Genomic DNA, 17,385 nt, shown 5'->3' with positions numbered 1-17,385 from the left:
CCAAAAACAAAGCCGTCCGGCAACTCGAAGCCCTCGGATACGAAGTCACAATCACCCACGCAGCAGCATAAGGAACCTCTATTTACGTATCAGTTACCGACATGGCCGCCTAACGCCACTCGCCGAGTGGGCTGGTATCGACCGATTCCGCAAGAAATTGCGACGGGACAGCCCGCTCGGTGAAACGCCCCCATCCACAAGGGCCCTGTCGGCAGGCGGCCGCGTCGGTACCTGCCCAATGGACGGCGGATCGCCTCGACGAGTGTCCTGTCGGAGCGGGGGCGAGTCGACGAGCATCGTCCTGTCGGAGCGCGGCCGCGTCGACGAGTGTTGGGTCCGGCGCCGGACGCGCGTGCGGGACCAAGTGTGTCCAAAGTCACACCACTGGACACACAGGATAACCAACTAGTGTTGGGCAAATGACGAACAACACGAGCAGAATCTGTCCCCTGTGTGGCGGCGAGTTGTTCGACCCCACAGCCGCACGTATGCCCCTCCGCTGTTCCGCCTGCGATATCGATTTCGGGTAACGAACCCCTAGGTAGAAGCTGCAGCTCGCTTTAGTAAAAGCTGCAGCTCGCGTTAGTCGAGCAAGCCCGGCATGACGCTGTTATCGATTCGACTAACCGTCACCGAGATGACAGGCCGCGGACTGCTCGCGCCAGCGACGTCGATCGCGCCCGCTCCGGTGTTGGCGCCGGTGCTGGCGCCGGTGCTGGCGCTCGCCGGCTCTCGTTCGCGGAGATAGCCGGAGAGCGCGTGGCTCACAGCGCGAAGGGTCTCGGGCACCGGGTGATCGCCCGCTACGCCGATATTCGCTGTGACGACCAGTGCGCCAGACGAATCTTGCGTCACCTTGACGCGCGCGTCGTCAACGGCGGCGCCTGAATCGTGGGGAGCCTCCGAACCATCCGGAGCCCCCGCAATATCCGGAGCCCCCGAACCATCCGGATCGACCGACCCAGCGACCGAATCCGCAGCCGCTGCAGCTGCCGCGAGCACGTCTCGGGCGACGGTTCGCACGAGCGGTTCCGACGGGTAGACCTCGACGACCCCCGCAATCGTAGACACCAGGGCAGTGAGCTTGCGTGACAGTTCGCGGTGTTCGGTCATCGGGTTTCCTCTGGTGGTGCAGTCCGCGCGGTGTGGATGTCATCGACCGTCACGTTTACGGCGGTCACGTTCAACTCGGTGTGGGTCAGCAACTCCGCTGCGATGCTCTCGCGAATGCGTTGAGCGAGCTCGGTGAGGTTCTCTCCGTACGGAACGGACGCGGTCACCGACACCGTAATGTCTTCGCCGGGCACGGAGACGTCCCCTTCGAGGTCGACCTTGCCGATGAGAGCACCACCAACGGCGTCACCCGCGGCACGGATGAGCCCCCGCACCGAACCCTCGGTCATCCGCAGCTGTACGTCGGGTTCGGGATGGCTGATCGGAATCGCCCGCCCGGCCCGGGATTCGCGGGAGATGTTCGCGAGGACGGTCTTGATCCAGGCATGGTTACGGGTCGAGTCGGGCAGCGCTTCGCCCTCGAGCATGGCCCACGATTCGGATCGCAACCGCGCCAGTGCGTCGAGCGCGATCCGGCACCCGGGCGAGCTCTCGATGCTCTCGTCGCGCGGTCGTCGCCCGGCGTCGAGGTAGTCGCTGAGCTCGTCCATCGTGTGTCCATCGAGGTCCTCGGGATCGAGGCCGGTGGGTTCCACATCGGTCATCGCCAGGCCTCCATTTCCTGAATGATGGTGCGTCGGGCACGGGCCAGCTGGCCACGCACTGTCGAGATCGGAATGTCAAGCTGTTCAGCAATGTCAGCGTAGGGGACTCCACCGATTTCCTTGAGCGCCCAACACTGTCGCTGCATCTCGGGCAGCCTATCGACCACCGCGGATAAGGCCCCCAGCTGCATCCGCACCTCTACGACGTGTTCCGGTGATTCGGTGGCCTTGGTCGGGGCGTCCCAGTCGTCGACGCTGACATGGTCCTTGCGCTTGCGGATCCGTTCGATCGACCGGTTGCTCACCATGCGCATCAGCCACGACCGCACCGCGCGGGGATCGTGGAGCCGGTCGAACTGGCCCCAGGCCTGAATGAAGACGTCCTGAACGACGTCGTCCGCCTCCGCCTCTGAGCCGAGAACTTTGGCGGCGTAGACACGCATCAGTGCACCGTGGCGGTAGACAAGCGCCTCGAACGCGGCCACGTCGCCGTCGGCGGCCCGTGCGGCCAGAATGCCGTCGGGTGCATCGTCCAGGGGCCCGGCAGGACGTACATCCACCACTTTTGGCATCCGTTCCGAAAAAACTTTTTGAGATTGTGTGTGACGAATCGCTTCGTCATCTCGCCTTATTGATGACTATTCCATAGTCGCCCTCACCCAGCATCCACGATCCACAACACGGAGGAGTTTCCCATGGTTAACGCAACGACCCCCACCTCGACGCTGGCTACCAGCCCGACCGGCGCCGGCGCCGGCAAGACCACAATCGACACCGGCGTCATCGCCAAGGTCGCCGGAATAGCGACGACTAGCGTGCCCGGTGTGCACGCTGTCGGTGGCGGCATGTCCCGCGCACTCGGCGCAATTCGCGGCGCGATGAACCAAGCCGATCTCGGCCAGGGCGTCAGCGTTGAGGTCGGCGAACGCCAGGTCGCAGTCGACATCACGCTCGTCGCCGAGTACCCGATGCCGCTGCAGAAAGTCGCTGACGGCGTGCGTGCCGCGGTGTACACAGCCATCGAGGGAATTGTCGGAATGGATGTCGCTGAGGTGAATGTCACGATCAATGACGTGTACATCCCCGGCCAAGAAGAGCCCGCCGACGACGAAACCACGAAGGCAGTGCGAGTCCAGTGACCAACACGAACACCAACGCCAACTCCAACGCCCATACGAACACCGGCATCCTCGTGGGGGCGATCCTCGCTCTCACCTGGATCATCCTCGGCTTTTGGCCGTTTGTCTTCGTCGCGGTGGCGATCGCGGTCGGCATTCTTGTCGCCCGCGTTCTCGACGGCAAGCTCGATCTGCGCTCGCTGGCCGACGTATTTCGAGGGAAGCGTTCATCGTCATGATGCCCACAGCCGTGCCGGTCGGTGAGGAGAAGCTGCACGGGCGCAACAAGATCAGCTCTCGCGCCATCCGCTCCGTCGTCTCGGCCATCACCGCAGGCGAATTGGATACTGCGGCGAAGACGGTTGCGGTTGAACTCAGCGACGAAAACGGCGGTCTGACCGTCACGGTCAGCGCGCCGATTACCATCGCTCCGCTTCTCGCGCGCGACGGCTTTACCGCGCAGAAAGGTGTCACCGCGCAGCGCCGCCCCACCGGGACTGTTCTCGAGCGGGCAGCTGCCGCGCAGAACACCATTCGCGAGCGGGTTCTGGAACTGACCGGTTCCACTGCGGCCGCGGTCAACCTCCGGCTTACCGAGGCTCGGATCGAGGGGGGTGTGCGACTCCAATGACAAGCACCACCAGACATCCGACATTGAATTCGTCCGTCTACCGGCGCATCCTGCGCAGGGAAACCCATTCGCCCCGCGCCGGTCTTGCGATCGCTCTCGCGGTCGTCCTGATTCTGGTTCTCGCGTGGATTGGGACCGAGAGCGTTCTCGCGTTCCTCTCCCGTCCGGCTCTGCTCGTGGCGCCGGGGGACGCGTTGTCCGCGGCGACAACGCTTCCGGAGGCCGTTGTTCCGGCAACGATCATCGGTGGGGGAGCGGTGCTTGCGGTGATCGGCCTGATCATCCTGCTCTTCGCCCTGTTGCCCGGGCGCCGCGCTCGCCATATCGGGGTTGTGGACCGTACCGCGGTGGTGGTCGATAACACTGTCATCGCGTCAGCTCTGGCCCGCACGGCAAGCTACACCGCGGACATCGACCCCGACCAGGTCGTCGTCACCATCGGGCGCCGGACAGCCGAGGTCTCCGTTCGTCCCACTTCGGGATTCGCGGTGGACCGGGCGGCGATCGCGGAGGCAGTCGCCGAGCAGCTCGAGGCGCTCAACCTGACACCGACCATTCGCAGCAAGGTTGTCATCGAGAAGAAGGGAGTAGTGGGCGCATGAATAACACCAATCGGGGCCTGAACCGCACCGCTATCTTTCTGTTCGGGCTTGTCCTCATAATCGTCGGAGCGGGTGTGGCGCTTGTGGCGTCGATCCCGGACTGGTTTGATGCCTGGAAATCCGCCGCCGCTTCGGTCAAGGAGGGCACGCCGGACGTGGTGTCCGCGACGACCGTGAGCAGCGCCGGGCAGTCCTGGATTCTTATCCTCATCCCAGTGATTTGCCTGGCACTCATCGTGCTGCTTGTTCTGTTCATCATCCGGCAGGGTCGCGGTAGCACCCGCGTGCTCCTGACCGAGAAGAGCGTTCAGGCAGGCAGCGCCGGTAGACGATCGGCTGCTCAGGCATCAACTGCTCAGGCATCAACTGCGCAAGGATCCACTGCGCAAGGATCGACTGCGCAGGGATCGACTGCGCAGGGATCGATCACCATCGACGGCAAGGTCGCCGAACAGGCGATCCAGGCGGCGCTGAAGAACCATCCCGGGATCATGTCGTCCAACGTGTCCACCTACCTCGTCGGGCGCACCCCCGCACTCAGCGTCACCGCGAACGTGCGTCGGGGCGAATCTCCCCAGGTCGTGCGCAGCTTCGTCGACGACGTGGTCGCGGCCTGGGACGGGGCGTTCGGTCGCGAAGTGCCCGTGTTGATTCAGATCAATGCTGGCCTCGCTGCCCGAATGGCCAAGGCCACACGGGTCTCCGCCTCCAGCGTTGCCGAAAGCGAAACGTCGATCTCGGCGAACGCCTGACAACCATCACAAATGTTCCACCCACACACCCACACAAGAAGGAGCTCATCATGAGTGCAGCAGACAAGATCAAAAACGCCGCTGAAGACCTCGCCGGAAAGGGCAAAGAGGCCGCCGGCAAGGCCACGGACAACGACAGGCTCGTTGCCGAAGGCCAGGCTGACCAGACGAAGGCGAACCTCAAGAACGCCGGAGAGAACGTCAAGGACGCTCTCAAGTAGTCACGCACGAGTAGTCACTTACGACTAGTCACGTACGACTAGCTAGGTAGCGGTCAGCGGAAGTCACGGCCCTGTGGCCGAGGGCTTCCGCTAACCCTGCCGAGCGATGCGCGTCGCACTAGCGGTGCGCATCGTGCTGGCGCTGTGCGTTTTGGCGCTGCGAGTATTGACGCTACGCGTGTTAGCGCATGATGGCGGCCACGACGAGCGCAGCAGCGACGATGGCCAAGACCAGAAGAAGCACAGGTCCGCGCCACCGGCGAGTCTCGCGGTCGAGGAAGCTGTTGTCGCGCGAGCGCTCTTCTTTGCTGGACATCGTCACATCATAGCGTCCCGCCCCCAAAACGGGGGTACTCCGAGTGGGTGTCCGACGTGACATCCGCCCGGTCCGAAAAAGCGGTCAGGAAATAGCTGGTGCCACCCTCTTGGGGGGAGTAGCTTGCTGACCATGAGCCGTTCGGTGCAGTCGAGCGGCGAGTACGGGGAGGTTCCCGAATGACAACTTCTGGACCGGCGCTCCGGCACGAGCGCCCCGACGCGTCGGAAAAACGCACAGCTGATACTGAACAGGCCAGCGGTGGCCCGGCGAGCGCTGGACAGAGCAGCGCTGAACAGACCAGCGCTGGATATTCTCGCCTGAGCGGGCTCGGCCTTGTCGCGGGAACCGTGACCGCGCTGTACCTTTTGTCCGCGGTGATCCTGGGCTCCCAGATGAGCGGACTGCTCGGTTCCAACGACTTTTCCGCGGTGTTCGTGACCTTCTTCGTGCTCACGATGACGGCCCTGCCCATCGCGATCGTGCTGGACGTGTTGCTCAGCCAGCGCGGCGAACCTTCCTCCCGCACGTCCCTCATTCTGGGGCTGCTTCTTCTTCTTCCTCCGACGGGGGTCGCGTTCTACGTGGTCAACCAGTCGCTGCTCTGATCTGCTGCTCTGATCTATTGCTCTGTCCGGCGGGCCCGCACTTGTCCCCACTGGTCCGGTCGCTCGGGGGGTTAGCCGCCCCTCGTTGAGGGTGACAGGCTTAAGGGAGATCCGTGTCTGAGGCGGCGCGGCATCCCGATGTGGAGGACATCATGCACGCCATAACGTTCACCCACCCCGGCGGACCCGAGGTGCTGGAGTGGACGGTCGCGACCCATCCGGCGCCGACATCCACCGACGTAGTCATCGACGTTCATGCCACAGGTGTCAACAACGCCGACCTGCTGCAGCGCGCCGGAAAGTACCCCGTGCCGCCGGGCGCCTCCCCGATTCTGGGGTTGGAGTGCGCCGGCGTCATCTCGTGGGTGGGCGGCGACGTCACCGAGTGGGCGATCGGCGACCGCGTCTGCGCGTTGCTGTCCGGCGGGGCCTACGCGCAGCAGGTGGTTGTATCGCAGGACCTGGTGCTGCCCGTGCCGCGCGGCCTCGATGCCGTCGACGCGGCTGCGCTTCCCGAGGCAGCCTGCACGGTGTACTCAAACCTCGCCATGGTCGCGAATTTGACGAGGGGGATGACCCTGCTCCAGCACGGCGGAGCGAGCGGCATCGGCACTTTCGCAATTCAATGGGCCAAGGCCGTGGGTGCGCGCGTGGTTACGACCGCGGGTTCGGTCGGAAAGCTCGAACGCTGCCTCGAACTCGGAGCCGACGTGCTCGTGAACTACCGCACGCAGGACTTCGTCGCCGAAACCCGCAACGCGAGCGGCGGTCGCGGGGCAGACGTGATCCTCGACATCGTCGGCGCCGCCTACCTCGACCGCAACCTTCACGCGCTCGCACCGGACGGCCACCTCGTGGTGATCGGGAGTGCGGGTGACGACACGGACGCACCCCTGAACCTTCGGCTGATGATGGGCAAACGCGCCCGCATCTCCGGGACCACACTGCGCGGACGCCCGCACGAGCAGAAGGCCGCGATCGTGCGGGAGGTGCGTGCGAACGTTTGGCCAATGATCGAGGACGGCCGCATCGTGCCCGTCATCGACACGGTCGTCTCGCTCAAGCAGGCCGCTCGCGCGCACGAGCTGCTCGAGGCGGGCCATACGGTCGGCAAAGTGGTGCTGGCGGCGCCGCTGAACTGACGGGCGCTGAATTGACGGGCGCCGAACTGACGGCCGCTCCACTCGCGGGGAGCCCATACCGCAGCTCGGGGCAAGTCATTGCACAACTTTCGTCGCCAAAATCGAACGAGAAGCGACAAAAGTTGGACACCGAGCGAGGTTTGACGGACGGCAGACGCAACGCAGCTCTCGCGGTGAATGAGAAGCCCCCCGAACAGGGGTGCCAAACCTTAAATGTGAGGTTGATAGGGTAGTACCGGAATCGGTTCCGATTCTGACGACACGCTTGGGGGTGCACATGGTTTTTATTACTCATGTCTGCGCACCTCAAGCGAGTGAAGTGCTGCCGACAATGGCGCTGCGCATCTAGCCGCGTTCCAGGCGAATCGTTCGCCGGATGCGACCCATGTACAACCTGCGTAGCTGCTTAGTCTCGGCCCGTCATCCGGCGGGACCGGCACCAATGTGGCCGATCCCGCGAATGGACCAGACCCATGTCACCGCTCTTCAGTACCGCCCGCCCAGCCACCACTGACTCAGCCACCGCCAGCCCAGCCACAACCCGCGCCCGCCGCCACCTCTCCGCGCTCGCCGTCGGCGTGGTCACCGTGCTCGTCTCGCTGACGCTGGTCTCTCCGGCCTACGCCGAGGACTACCCGACCTGGGCCGATGTTGAGGCCGCACGCAGCAGCGAGAGCGGTAAGGCCTCCGAAATCGATCGCATCAGCGGACTCATCGACGGTCTCGCCGCAGACACTGCGGCGGCGAACGCGCTGAGTGCCGTGCTGGCATCCGCCTACGAACTCGCCCAGGGGGAGGCCGACCAGGCCAACGCCGGGCTGGAGGCGCTGCAGCTGCAGGTGCAGGCCGCGCAGGAGAAGTCCGCCGCGTCGACCAAGCAGGTCGGCCAGTTGGTCGCGCTGATGGCGCGCGAGGGTGGAACCGAGCTGGGGCTCAAGCTGTTCCTCGAGACGAAGGATCCCGACGGCCTCCTCTACCAGCTCGGCTCGATGTCGAAGGCGACCGAGACCGCCAACGCCATGCTGGCCACTGCCGAGACAGACCGCAACGCCGCCCAGGCCCTTGCCGACCAGGCCGCCGTCGCGACGAAGGTGCGCGCCGAGCTGGCCGAGTCCGCGCAGGGTGCGTTTGATGATGCGGTGGATGCCGCGGCGGCAGCCGAGGCCGCGCTGACAGAACAGCAGAACAACGAAGGCGTGCTGCAGGCGCAGCTGGCTGTGCTCGTCGAAGACCGCGCCGCGACCGAAGCGGACTACAACACGGGTGAGCGCATCCGCATCGAACGCGAGCGCGCAGAAGCCGCCGCCGCCGCCGAGCGTGCTGCCGCCCTGGCAGCTGCGCAGGCCGCGCAGGCTGCCCAGGCCGCAGCTCAGGCTGCCGCCGATCGTGCCGCGGCAGCAGCTGCGGCTGCCGCTGCCGCCGCTGCCGCGCCCAGGCCTTCGACGGGTGGTTCGTCGGGTGGCGGGTCGGCGCCGGTCGCTGCTCCCGTAACCAAGCCTCCCGTTTCGGCCCCGCCGGCGAGCGGATCGGGCTGGGTCAAGCCCGGCTACGGTCGCATCACCTCATCGTTCGGTCCGCGTCCGGACAAGCCCGTCGCTGGCGTGGGCGCGTTCCACTACGGAACCGACATCGGCGCCGGTTGTGGCGCGATTGCCAGCGCCGCGAACTCCGGAACCGTTGAATACTCCGGATACCTCGGAACCTACGGCAACTGGGTTCTCATCGACCACGGAAACGGCATCAAGACCGGATACGCCCACAACCAGTCCAACCTGGTCAGGGTCGGACAGAAGGTGAGCGCCGGCCAGGCGATCGCGCTGGTCGGAAGCACGGGCGGCTCCACCGGTTGCCACCTCCACTTCGAAGTACGCCAGAACGGAACCCGCATCAACCCGGTTCCGTTCATGGCCGCGCGCGGGATCACGCTGGGCTAGCGCGCTGGGCTGGGTCGGGCCGGGCCGGCTACTTGCTCGTCAGGCTTTCGGTGTGGTCGGGCACGTACTTGTATCGCTCGCGGGCGGGGCGTTCGTAACTGTCCGAGACCGGTCGTCCAGGAATGTCGATGGGTTCGGGCTCGCGGTGCTCGTACGGTATCTGCGAGAGGAAGTGCTTGATGGTGTTCAAGCGAGAGGACCGTTTGTCGTCACTCTCGATGGTCCACCACGGTACATCGGCGTGATCCGTGGCTTCGAACATCTCGTCCTTCGCTCGCGAGTAGTCTTCCCAGCGCGTGATCGACTGCAGGTCCGTGTCGGAGAGTTTCCAGCGCCGCATCGGATCGTGGAGGCGAGACCGGAAACGTTCCTCCTGCACGCTGTCGGAGACTGAGAACCAGTACTTGATGAGGATGATGCCATCCTCAACCAGCATGCGCTCGAACGCCGGCGTTTGCCGCAGAAACAGGCGGTACTGCTCGGGGGTGCAGTAGTCCATGACCCGTTCGACGCCCGCGCGGTTGTACCAGGACCGGTCCATCAGCACGATCTCACCCGTTGTTGGGAGATGCTCGATATATCGCTGGAAGTACCACTGCCCCTTTTCGCGTTCGCTGGGAGCAGGCAACGCGACCACACGGGCTGAGCGGGGATTGAGGTACTGCATTATCCGCTTGATCGCGCCGCCCTTGCCCGCGGCATCCCTGCCCTCAAAGATCACGACCACTCGCGCCCCGGTCTCGATCACCCACCGCTGCATGGTGACCAGCTCGATCTGCAGGCGCTCGAGCTCGGCCTCGTACGGCTTTTTCGGGATGCGCTTGGGCGCGCCGGGACCAGCACCAGCGGCAGCAGCAGCACCGGTTACAGCGGCGCCCGCAGCGCCCGCAGAATCTTCTTTCGTGCCCGACTTCGTGTCCGACTTCGTTTCAGGCTTCGTTTTCGACATGGTGCGACATCCCAGCCTCTCGCGCAAGAATTCCGACGGTCGCCGGTCAGGCGAATACCGAGACAATACGCCAGTGACGGGCAATTTCGGGTTTCTCGTGGAAATCGAGTGACGCGAACCTGGCGTAACGTCGGCCGGAGGCATCCGACTCACTTCTATCTGGCTTTGATCTGGCCTTGATCTGGCTTTGATCTGGCTTTGATCTGGCCTTGATCTCGCATTCATCCCGCCGTCGTCTCGCCGCTATATGGAGCAAAATGGACGGGTGGAGCCTGTCGACGCGCTGAACGAGATTGCTTTCTGGCTGGAGCGCGAGCGCGCCCAGAATTTCAAGGTGCAGGCTTTCCGCAAGGCGGCGGCCGCGCTGTCGGGTCGGTCGTCCGAGGAGATCGCCGCCCAGGCGCGCAGTGGCAGGCTGAAAAGTGTCTCGGGCATCGGCTCCACCTCGTTTGAGGTCATCCGACAGGCGGTCGACGGCCGCATTCCGGAGTACCTGCAGAAGGTGCGCGAGCGCAACGCCCACGAGCTGAGCCCTGCCGCCGCGACCCTGCTCGCCGCGCTGGTCGGCGATCTGCACACGCACAGCGAGTGGTCCGACGGCACGACGTCGATCGAGACCATGGCGGATGCCGCGCGCCTACTTGGGCGCAATTACATCGCCCTGACTGATCACTCTCCGAGCCTGAAAATCGCTCACGGACTGACCGCGGATCGGCTCGAGCGACAACTGCGCGAGGTCTCGCGGATCAACGATCGCTTCGACGACTTCCAGCTTCTTGCGGGCATTGAGGTCGACATTCTCGAGAGCGGTGAGCTTGACCAGACGTCCGATCTGCTCGAACGGCTCGACGTGGTGGTCGCCAGCGTGCACTCGAAGCTGAAGGCGGACTCCGAAACGATGACCAGGCGGATGTTGGGTGGCATCGAGAACCCGTTCACCAACGTATTGGGGCACTGCACAGGAAGACTGCTTGAAGGCACCCGCGGAACCCGCGAGCAATCCACGTTCGATGCAGCGCGCATCTTCGCAGCCTGCGCCGACAACAACGTGGCCGTCGAGATCAACTCTCGACCGGAACGTCAGGACCCGCCCGACGACCTGATCGCCCTGGCGCTCGAGGCAGGCTGTCTCTTCAGTATTGACACTGACGCGCACGCACCCGGCCACCTCAGCTTCCTGGACCTCGGCGCTGAACGGGCCATTTCGAACGGCGTGCCCGCCGAGCGGATCATCACGACGTGGCCGCGAGAGCGCTTGCTTGAGTGGGCAAGCGCCTGACCGAACGAGAAAGAGGGTCGCTCTTTTTCGTCGAAAACACCCAGATACTGCCCGGCTCCGGTGGATTGTGGATTCGTGCGACCCGGTTTAGGTTGGTTTGAAAGTAGCTGTTTGGTGGATACGTATCTCGTCAAAAGCACCCGCCAGGCAGTTGGATTCTCCCCAGACCCCGGAGATGTCTCAAATTCGCTCTCGTCGCGGAAGCGTGCGGAGCCGACATGGAGGGTTCGCTCATGTACTTGAGAAACCGGGTCACCATCGGGGCTGAAACGGTGTTCCTCAATGATGACCAAAGCATCATGGAACTGAAAAAGGCTGTTCTTCGGGCCGTTCGTGCCGGAGGCGACTTCGTCGACTTCTGGATCGATGACAGCACAAGATTGAGCGTGCTTGTTTCTCCGGGGCTGACTGTGAAGTTCGAGATTGTGGAACTCTCCCTCGCGGAGCCAACCGACTGGGACGGCAACTACGCCATGTCGGATCTCGACTTCGACCTGGGTTTGGCCGCGCTCTAGTCTGGGTTTGGCCACGCTCGAGTCTCGGTTTGGCCGCGCTCTACTGCGGCAGGGTGCGTAGCAGCAGGGTGAAAACGACTCGTCAGCGGTGCCTCGGGGTTAGCGGTGCTTCTAAATTAGCGGTGCTGATGAATCAGCGGTGCTGATGAATCAGCGGTGCTGATGAATCGGAACGGTGTCGAGTTCTCCGCGCCGCTTGCGGTATTCGCCCACCGACGTCAGCGGGCTGTCGCCCGCGATGGTCGCGTGCGTTGGGGGGCGATAGGGCGCAGCACGTGTCACGGGCGAAACCGCCAGTGACCGACGCTGAGCTGCGACAGTCTCGCGCGTCGACTCGGCCCCCGCTGTGACCTCTGCGTCGGCGGATGTTCCGTCGTTGCTTGTGTCGCGGTGGGGCAGCGCGTGAAGGAGATTAGTAATCAAGTTGTCCATGTCATTCCCCAATCCGGGGTCTCGTTACAAGTAAAAGCAAACGCCTTGTTCGGGCATTATTCAAGCACTGGCGGTTGGCCGCAATCCCTGAATCGGTGCAGATAAAGCCTCAACATTTGATCCCGAACCCACACCGTCTGACCTCCCAATCAGCAGCCCATCAGAAGGGGAATTCGACTGGTGGGTCCGCGCCATCGGGTTCAGCTAAGTGCCACGGATCCGAAGGCGGTTCGACATGTTCGGCCGTTATGAGTTGTTCGTTGCGGACATCCAGTTCGGTTTGGTCGTCTGTGTCTGTGTCTGTGTCTGTGTCTGTGTCTGTATCTGTGCCAGTGTCGGTTCGAGCGTTGCCGTCATCGTTGCCGTCGCCGTCGCCGTCGCCGTCGAGACAGGCTTGGGGTGGGGTGGTGTGGAGTCGGGTTTCTGGGGTGGTGGTGTGGGTGGTTCCGGTGGGGGATGTCCAGGTGCAGACGCCGTGTTTGTCTTGGGTGTAAGTCCAGTCGGTGTGGTGTTTTAGGTCGTGGTGTGCGGGGCACAGTGAGGCGAGGTTGGTGGCGTCGGTGGCGCCGCCGTATTGCCAGTCCAGGGTGTGGTCGAGGTCGCAGTTGCGTGCGGGGGTCATACATCCCGGGAATCGGCAGGTCAGGTCGCGGGTCATGAGCCATAACCGCATTGCGGCGGGCACTGTGTAGCGGGTGGTGCCGATGGTGAGGATGGTGCCGGTTTCGGGGTGGGTCAGGATGCGGGTGAAGCTGGTGGCGGTGCCCATCAGTTGCCGGGCGCGGTCCATCGTGATGGGGCCGTATCCCTCGAGCGTTGCCGGTTCGGTGTCGTGGCCGAGCAGGCTCAGGACCGGGACCTGGATCGCGACGTGCGCCACGATCCCCCGCCCCAACCCACCACCAACGTCGCTACCCGTACCAGCACTGGTGGTGGGGGTGGTTCCGGTGAGGAGGAGTTGGGTGGCGGCATCGGCGCGGAGCTGGCTCAGGGTGCGGGGATCGGCCGGGTGTTTCATACCCTGCGCAATGGTGGTCGCGCGAGAGGCGATGGCGGTCGCGTCGATCGCGTCGATGTAGAGACGCAGTTCGGCCATGCCGTCGTCGAGGGGGGTCATGCTCAGCTGGCGGCGTTGGACGGCTTCTTGGTGGCGTTGTTCCAGGGCGTCGGGTTGGTAGCTGTCGGCCAGGCGGCGGGCTTTGCGGTCGAATTGGGTGGGAGTCATGATCGCGGCGAACGGCAACAGGATGGTTTCGTACTCTTGTCGGTGTTCGTCGGGGACGCGGTAGCTGTGGGTGACGAGGATGTCGGCGTTGCGGTAGCTGATCTCCCCGGCTTCTAACGCGGCCAAGGTCGCGGGGAGCAGGTGGACCAGGGTGGTGCTGGTGGCGATGAGGTTTTCGGCGGCGCGTTCGGTGATGTGGAACTGGGTCGCGACCATCGCGGCGAATCCGCGGAACGCGATCTCGGACTTCGTCCACCCCGCAAACGCCGTCATGCCATCACCCGCCTTCCCCCTGCCACTGCTGCTGCTGCCGCTGCCGTTGGTGCGGCTGCGGCGGGGGTCGGTGGGGTTCTCCTTCAGAAACACCGCACGTTCCGCATGCTGCCGGGCAGCGTCGAGTTGCCGGGCGCGGAGCCCTAACGCTGCAGCGCTGGCACGTTCGGCGGCGAGCCCCGCATCGAGGAAGTCTTGCGACAGATGAAACTCCTCAGCCGACGCCCGCAGACGCACCGGATCCGACCGCACCGCAGGCTCCGACAGCACCGACTCGGCCTGCGCAGGGTCGGAGAGTGCAAGGTCGGGATGCGCAAGGTCGGACTGCGCAGCGCCGACGGAATTGCCAGCCGCCCGCTGCTGCCGGGACTTCTCCACCGCACGTGCGAAGACTGCGATAGCCGACAGGAACACCGTCGCACCGTCGGAATCGCCGACGGCCTTCCAGCGCACCGTTTCGGCAAGACCGAGGGCCAGGCGAGCGGCGGCAGTGCGCCGCTCGGTGGCGCTATTCGGATTGGCTGATTGCATACCTAATTATCTCAGAGAATCGAACAAAATAGAAGATGTGTTCGAATTGTGGACAACGTGTTTAGGCTGGATTCGGCCGAGATCCCCGAGTACGCAACCCAATCTTCTCAGAAGGGGTGGGTAACAGCGGGGATGGGAACGACGAGCGGGGGAGCCTAAATCGAACACACGTCCTAGTTCGACCACGTTTTGACGATGTCGGAACGTGCAAACGGGCGGATCCACTGCTGGACCCGCCCGTTACGACCGCGTTGCCGAGGTGCGCCGCGCTGCTGCGATACGCGAGGCAAACCGTGCTGCGGCGAGACGCGAGGCAAACCGCGCTGCTGCGATACGCAGGGTAAACCGTGCTGCCTCAAGACGCCGATGCCGCACGCCGTGCTTCTGCGATGCGCCGATGCCGCACGCCGTGCTGCGGCGAGACGCGAGGCAAACCGTGCTGCGGCGAGACGCCGATGCCGCACGCCGTGCCACCGCGAGAAACCTAAGCCGCGCTCTGCGGCTCTACTTCTCCCTCGGGCGGCGATATCTTGTTTGCCGCCGCGGTGACGGTGTCCGTCGCCTTCTTCGCGACGCCGTGCACGGTGCCGCCGACTACGGGAATGTCCTTTGCGAGTTCCTCGGCGCGCGTGATGCCGTCCTGCAGCTTCTCGTTCTGCCAGAGCTCGCTGGCCTGCACCTTCAACTTCTCGTATCCCGCGCGGCCCTTACGGGTCCCCACGACATAGCCCACCGCGGCGCCTACTGCGAATATCAGCTTCTTTTTCATCGTTGACTCCGTTTCGTTAACTGCTGCTTGCCAGCAATTATGGCTTGAGGTGCCCGACATCCAGCACAGACATTCGATTCGCTCAGCGTTCGCCCAGCTGGTTCAGGCAGGTGCCTCACGAGCCCAACTCCCGCAACGCAGGAGCCAGCTCGCTCGCGAAGAAGTCCATGAACCCGTCAGGGTCGGGTCCGGCGTTCTGCATCACGAGGTGATCGAAGCCGGCGTCCACATACTTGCGCGCTGCGGCGACGTGCAACGCAGCATCCGGCCCACAGGCGAACTGCTCGCGAATGTCGTCTTCCCGCACGGTGGCGGATGCAGCCTCAAAGTTGACGGGGTTCGGCAGCTCGCTCATGACCTTCCAGCCGGTGACGGCCCAGCGGCTCGTCTCCATCGCGGCGTCGACGGCCGCCTGCTCGTTCGTGGCCCAGGCCAGCGGCACCTCGGCGTAGAGGGGGCCGGTTCCGCCCGCGTCGCGAAAGCCCGTCACCAGGCTGGACTTCGGTTCCGTCGAGAAGATGCCGTCGCCGAGCTCCGCAGCCAGCGCGATCGAGGCGGGGCCACTGACCGCCACCGCGATTGTGGGCAGGATGTCGGGCAGGTCAAACACCCGCGCATCCTCCAGCTGCAGATGCTTGCCGTCGTAGGACTGGTAGCCGCCCGACCACAGCAGCCGGATTATCTCGATCGACTCGCGCAGCATCTCGTGCCGCTTGGCGACGCTCGGGAACCCGTTGCCCACGACGTGCTCGTTCAGCCGCTCGCCCGACCCGAGGCCCAGGGTGAAGCGGCCATCGGACAGCAGCCCCATGGTCGCCGCGGCCTGCGCGATGATCGCGGGGTGGTAGCGGATCGACGGGCAGGTCACGCCGGTGGCGATGCCGATGCGTTCCGTCTTGGCCGCGATCGCACCGAGCACGCCCCAGGCAAAGGGGGAGTGGCCCTGCGCATCCAGCCACGGATGAAAGTGGTCGCTTATCTCAACAAAATCGAAGCCGGCCTCCTCGGCGGCAACGGCCTGGCGTACGAGTTCCTGGGGTCCGAACCCCTCAGCAGCAAGTTTGTATCCGAGTCTCATACGCCGGAACGCTACACCGGCCCCGCGCGCCGAGGCGGGGGTTGCCACCTCGGCGTGCGTCGATTAGCGGCGCGAGACTAGCTGGCGCCGACCTGCAGCTGGGCCATGAGATCCAGGGTGTCGGCGTTCAGCCAGTATTCGACGACCTGGCCATCGGCCACCCGCAGAATGTCAACGCCGCGGAAGGCGAGGGCAGTGCCGACCGCCGCCCCAGCACCGGGCATTCCGCCGCCGTAGTGTCCCTTCGCCACCCAGCGGACCACGACGTGGTCACCGTCGATGATGGGGCCGACCTCGATGGAGAAGACCAGATCGGAACTGAGGGACCGCATCTGCGTGACGAAGCTCACCATTCCCGAAACTCCGCCGACGGCGCTGCCATCTCCGCCGTCGAACATCGCAGCGTGCACGCGGTTGCTCTCGGAGATGATTTTCTCCGCGATCGCGTAGTCGCCGTTCCACAGGTTCAGCCACGACGTGACGAGCGCAGTGGCTGCTTCACGGTCAGAACTGGGGGTGCTGGTGCCGGTGCTGGTGCCGGGGGTGACGGTGTCTTCCATGCTCTTCTCCAATTGTGTTGTGGTTCTGCGGGTGGTTTGTGGAACGGATGTAGCGGACGCTGTCAGAAAGAGAAACGGCTAATGGACGGAACAGACGGTGTCAGGACTGGTCTAACCCGGCCGGCTGCGGGATATCCGTCTCAGTCCACTGGGTGAGGGCGACGATGAATCCATGGACGAGCCGCTCAAAGCTCCGGTTGACATCCGCGCTCAAGGCGAAGGCCCCGGCCGTTTCGAAGGAGACGAACCCGTGCAGGGTCGACCGGAATGCCCGAATCGCATCCACCGCGTCATCACCCTCGAGGCGATAGGCGGTCAGAACGTCGGCGATGACCTGGATCGCCGCGAGCGAGACTGTTTCGTCCTCGACATCCCCCGAAGCTGGCATAAAATTCGAAGCTTCATACCGTGCGGGATGCTGCAGCGCCCACTCTCGGTAGGAACGAGACATCGCGGAGATGGCATCCGCCCCGGAACGCCCGACCGACGCTCGGGCGAGCACGCCACCCAGCTCGCGTTTGGCGTGGACGGCAATGTCGCGGTGGAGGCTGGCCATCGAGTCGATGTGCTTATAAAGGGAGGGCTGCCGAACGCCGAGCCGATCAGCGAGGGCGGCCAGGGTGAGCTTGCTCAGCCCGACCTCGTCGGCCATGACAGCTGCCTCTTCCGCGACCCGGTCCCGGGTCAGTCCTGCCCTAGGCACGCGGCATCACCCCGGCCTGGGCGGTGGTG

General features: G+C 64.4%; 22 protein-coding genes. 11 read left to right on the top strand and 11 right to left on the bottom strand.

From position 1 onward, the window contains the following. Positions 1–582 precede the first annotated feature (582 nt). The 3 genes from B0I08_RS17050 to B0I08_RS17040 are packed head-to-tail and all read right to left on the bottom strand — an operon-like array spanning position 583 to position 2,281. The gene (locus tag B0I08_RS17050) at positions 583–1,113 is read right to left on the bottom strand and encodes a hypothetical protein (RefSeq protein ID WP_106215067.1); all 531 of its coding nucleotides are present in this window, start codon (positions 1,111–1,113) and stop codon (positions 583–585) included. Continuing rightward, positions 1,110–1,718, bottom strand: coding sequence for an Asp23/Gls24 family envelope stress response protein (locus B0I08_RS17045; protein ID WP_106215065.1), 609 nt, complete (start codon positions 1,716–1,718; stop codon positions 1,110–1,112). Before B0I08_RS17045 ends, B0I08_RS17050 begins: the two co-directional genes overlap by 4 nt. After that, positions 1,715–2,281 carry an RNA polymerase sigma factor gene (locus tag B0I08_RS17040; RefSeq protein WP_245884875.1) on the bottom strand — a complete coding sequence of 189 codons (567 nt, stop codon included), beginning with the start codon at positions 2,279–2,281 and terminating at the stop codon, positions 1,715–1,717. The genes B0I08_RS17045 and B0I08_RS17040 overlap by 4 nt, the downstream gene beginning before the upstream one ends. Positions 2,282–2,413: 132 nt before the next feature. Here B0I08_RS17040 and B0I08_RS17035 point away from each other — a divergent pair, with 132 nt between their 5' ends. The 6 genes from B0I08_RS17035 to B0I08_RS17010 are packed head-to-tail and all read left to right on the top strand — an operon-like array spanning position 2,414 to position 5,042. After that, positions 2,414–2,857 (top strand): Asp23/Gls24 family envelope stress response protein, encoded by a 444-nt coding sequence (locus B0I08_RS17035; RefSeq protein WP_106215061.1) that lies wholly within the window; start codon positions 2,414–2,416, stop codon positions 2,855–2,857. Next, positions 2,854–3,075: a DUF2273 domain-containing protein gene (locus B0I08_RS17030; RefSeq protein WP_106215059.1), complete on the top strand. Its 222-nt coding sequence runs from the start codon at positions 2,854–2,856 to the stop codon at positions 3,073–3,075. The genes B0I08_RS17035 and B0I08_RS17030 overlap by 4 nt, the downstream gene beginning before the upstream one ends. Then, positions 3,072–3,467 carry a hypothetical protein gene (locus tag B0I08_RS17025; protein ID WP_106215057.1) on the top strand — a complete coding sequence of 132 codons (396 nt, stop codon included), beginning with the start codon at positions 3,072–3,074 and terminating at the stop codon, positions 3,465–3,467. Before B0I08_RS17030 ends, B0I08_RS17025 begins: the two co-directional genes overlap by 4 nt. Beyond that, positions 3,464–4,069 (top strand): Asp23/Gls24 family envelope stress response protein, encoded by a 606-nt coding sequence (locus B0I08_RS17020; protein WP_106215055.1) that lies wholly within the window; start codon positions 3,464–3,466, stop codon positions 4,067–4,069. Before B0I08_RS17025 ends, B0I08_RS17020 begins: the two co-directional genes overlap by 4 nt. Continuing rightward, positions 4,066–4,821: an Asp23/Gls24 family envelope stress response protein gene (locus tag B0I08_RS17855; protein ID WP_181243474.1), complete on the top strand. Its 756-nt coding sequence runs from the start codon at positions 4,066–4,068 to the stop codon at positions 4,819–4,821. The genes B0I08_RS17020 and B0I08_RS17855 overlap by 4 nt, the downstream gene beginning before the upstream one ends. Before the next feature lie 50 nt (positions 4,822–4,871). Continuing rightward, positions 4,872–5,042: a CsbD family protein gene (locus B0I08_RS17010; RefSeq protein WP_106215051.1), complete on the top strand. Its 171-nt coding sequence runs from the start codon at positions 4,872–4,874 to the stop codon at positions 5,040–5,042. A 181-nt stretch (positions 5,043–5,223) separates the two neighbouring features. Here B0I08_RS17010 and B0I08_RS18210 read toward each other — a convergent pair whose 3' ends face one another. Beyond that, positions 5,224–5,358 carry a hypothetical protein gene (locus B0I08_RS18210; protein WP_281260228.1) on the bottom strand — a complete coding sequence of 45 codons (135 nt, stop codon included), beginning with the start codon at positions 5,356–5,358 and terminating at the stop codon, positions 5,224–5,226. A gap of 179 nt (positions 5,359–5,537) precedes the next feature. On the opposite strand from B0I08_RS18210, the gene B0I08_RS17005 reads away from it, so the two are divergent. The 3 genes from B0I08_RS17005 (at position 5,538) to B0I08_RS16995 (ending at position 9,042) form a co-directional block, all read left to right on the top strand. Beyond that, the gene (locus B0I08_RS17005; RefSeq protein WP_106215049.1) at positions 5,538–5,966 is read left to right on the top strand and encodes a hypothetical protein; all 429 of its coding nucleotides are present in this window, start codon (positions 5,538–5,540) and stop codon (positions 5,964–5,966) included. 113 nt (positions 5,967–6,079) lie between these two features. Beyond that, entirely contained in the window at positions 6,080–7,108 is a 1,029-nt protein-coding gene (locus tag B0I08_RS17000) for an NAD(P)H-quinone oxidoreductase (RefSeq protein ID WP_245884874.1), read from the top strand. A 473-nt stretch (positions 7,109–7,581) separates the two neighbouring features. Next, positions 7,582–9,042 (top strand): M23 family metallopeptidase, encoded by a 1,461-nt coding sequence (locus B0I08_RS16995; protein WP_106215045.1) that lies wholly within the window; start codon positions 7,582–7,584, stop codon positions 9,040–9,042. Between the two features lie 28 nt (positions 9,043–9,070). Here the strand turns inward: B0I08_RS16995 and ppk2 are convergent, their stop codons facing one another. Beyond that, entirely contained in the window at positions 9,071–9,991 is a 921-nt protein-coding gene (gene ppk2, locus B0I08_RS16990) for a polyphosphate kinase 2 (RefSeq protein ID WP_106215043.1), read from the bottom strand. A 265-nt stretch (positions 9,992–10,256) separates the two neighbouring features. Between ppk2 and B0I08_RS16985 the strand changes: the two genes are divergently transcribed. Together B0I08_RS16985 and B0I08_RS16980 are read left to right on the top strand one after the other, a co-directional pair. Continuing rightward, positions 10,257–11,270, top strand: coding sequence for a PHP domain-containing protein (locus tag B0I08_RS16985; RefSeq protein WP_106215041.1), 1,014 nt, complete (start codon positions 10,257–10,259; stop codon positions 11,268–11,270). A 233-nt stretch (positions 11,271–11,503) separates the two neighbouring features. Next, positions 11,504–11,785, top strand: a complete 282-nt coding sequence (locus tag B0I08_RS16980) for a hypothetical protein (RefSeq protein WP_146134467.1) — start codon at positions 11,504–11,506, stop codon at positions 11,783–11,785. 150 nt (positions 11,786–11,935) lie between these two features. On the opposite strand, the gene B0I08_RS16975 is transcribed toward B0I08_RS16980, so the two are convergent. The 6 genes from B0I08_RS16975 to B0I08_RS16950 form a co-directional block, all read right to left on the bottom strand. Beyond that, positions 11,936–12,217 carry a hypothetical protein gene (locus B0I08_RS16975; protein WP_106215037.1) on the bottom strand — a complete coding sequence of 94 codons (282 nt, stop codon included), beginning with the start codon at positions 12,215–12,217 and terminating at the stop codon, positions 11,936–11,938. A gap of 160 nt (positions 12,218–12,377) precedes the next feature. Continuing rightward, positions 12,378–14,246, bottom strand: a complete 1,869-nt coding sequence (locus B0I08_RS16970) for an HNH endonuclease signature motif containing protein (protein WP_106215035.1) — start codon at positions 14,244–14,246, stop codon at positions 12,378–12,380. Between the two features lie 484 nt (positions 14,247–14,730). Continuing rightward, positions 14,731–15,015, bottom strand: a complete 285-nt coding sequence (locus tag B0I08_RS16965; RefSeq protein WP_106215033.1) for a hypothetical protein — start codon at positions 15,013–15,015, stop codon at positions 14,731–14,733. A 115-nt stretch (positions 15,016–15,130) separates the two neighbouring features. Continuing rightward, positions 15,131–16,093, bottom strand: a complete 963-nt coding sequence (locus B0I08_RS16960; protein ID WP_106215031.1) for a TIGR03557 family F420-dependent LLM class oxidoreductase — start codon at positions 16,091–16,093, stop codon at positions 15,131–15,133. A 77-nt stretch (positions 16,094–16,170) separates the two neighbouring features. Continuing rightward, positions 16,171–16,653 carry an ester cyclase gene (locus B0I08_RS16955; RefSeq protein ID WP_106215029.1) on the bottom strand — a complete coding sequence of 161 codons (483 nt, stop codon included), beginning with the start codon at positions 16,651–16,653 and terminating at the stop codon, positions 16,171–16,173. A 100-nt stretch (positions 16,654–16,753) separates the two neighbouring features. Then, positions 16,754–17,356 carry a TetR/AcrR family transcriptional regulator gene (locus tag B0I08_RS16950; RefSeq protein WP_106215027.1) on the bottom strand — a complete coding sequence of 201 codons (603 nt, stop codon included), beginning with the start codon at positions 17,354–17,356 and terminating at the stop codon, positions 16,754–16,756. Positions 17,357–17,385: the final 29 nt, after the last annotated feature.

The organism is Glaciihabitans tibetensis (assembly GCF_003003265.1).
Classification (GTDB): Bacteria; Actinomycetota; Actinomycetes; order Actinomycetales; family Microbacteriaceae; genus Glaciihabitans; species Glaciihabitans tibetensis.
The sequence above is the reverse complement of the archived record's forward strand: the minus strand, read 5'-3'. Positions and strand labels throughout refer to the sequence as shown.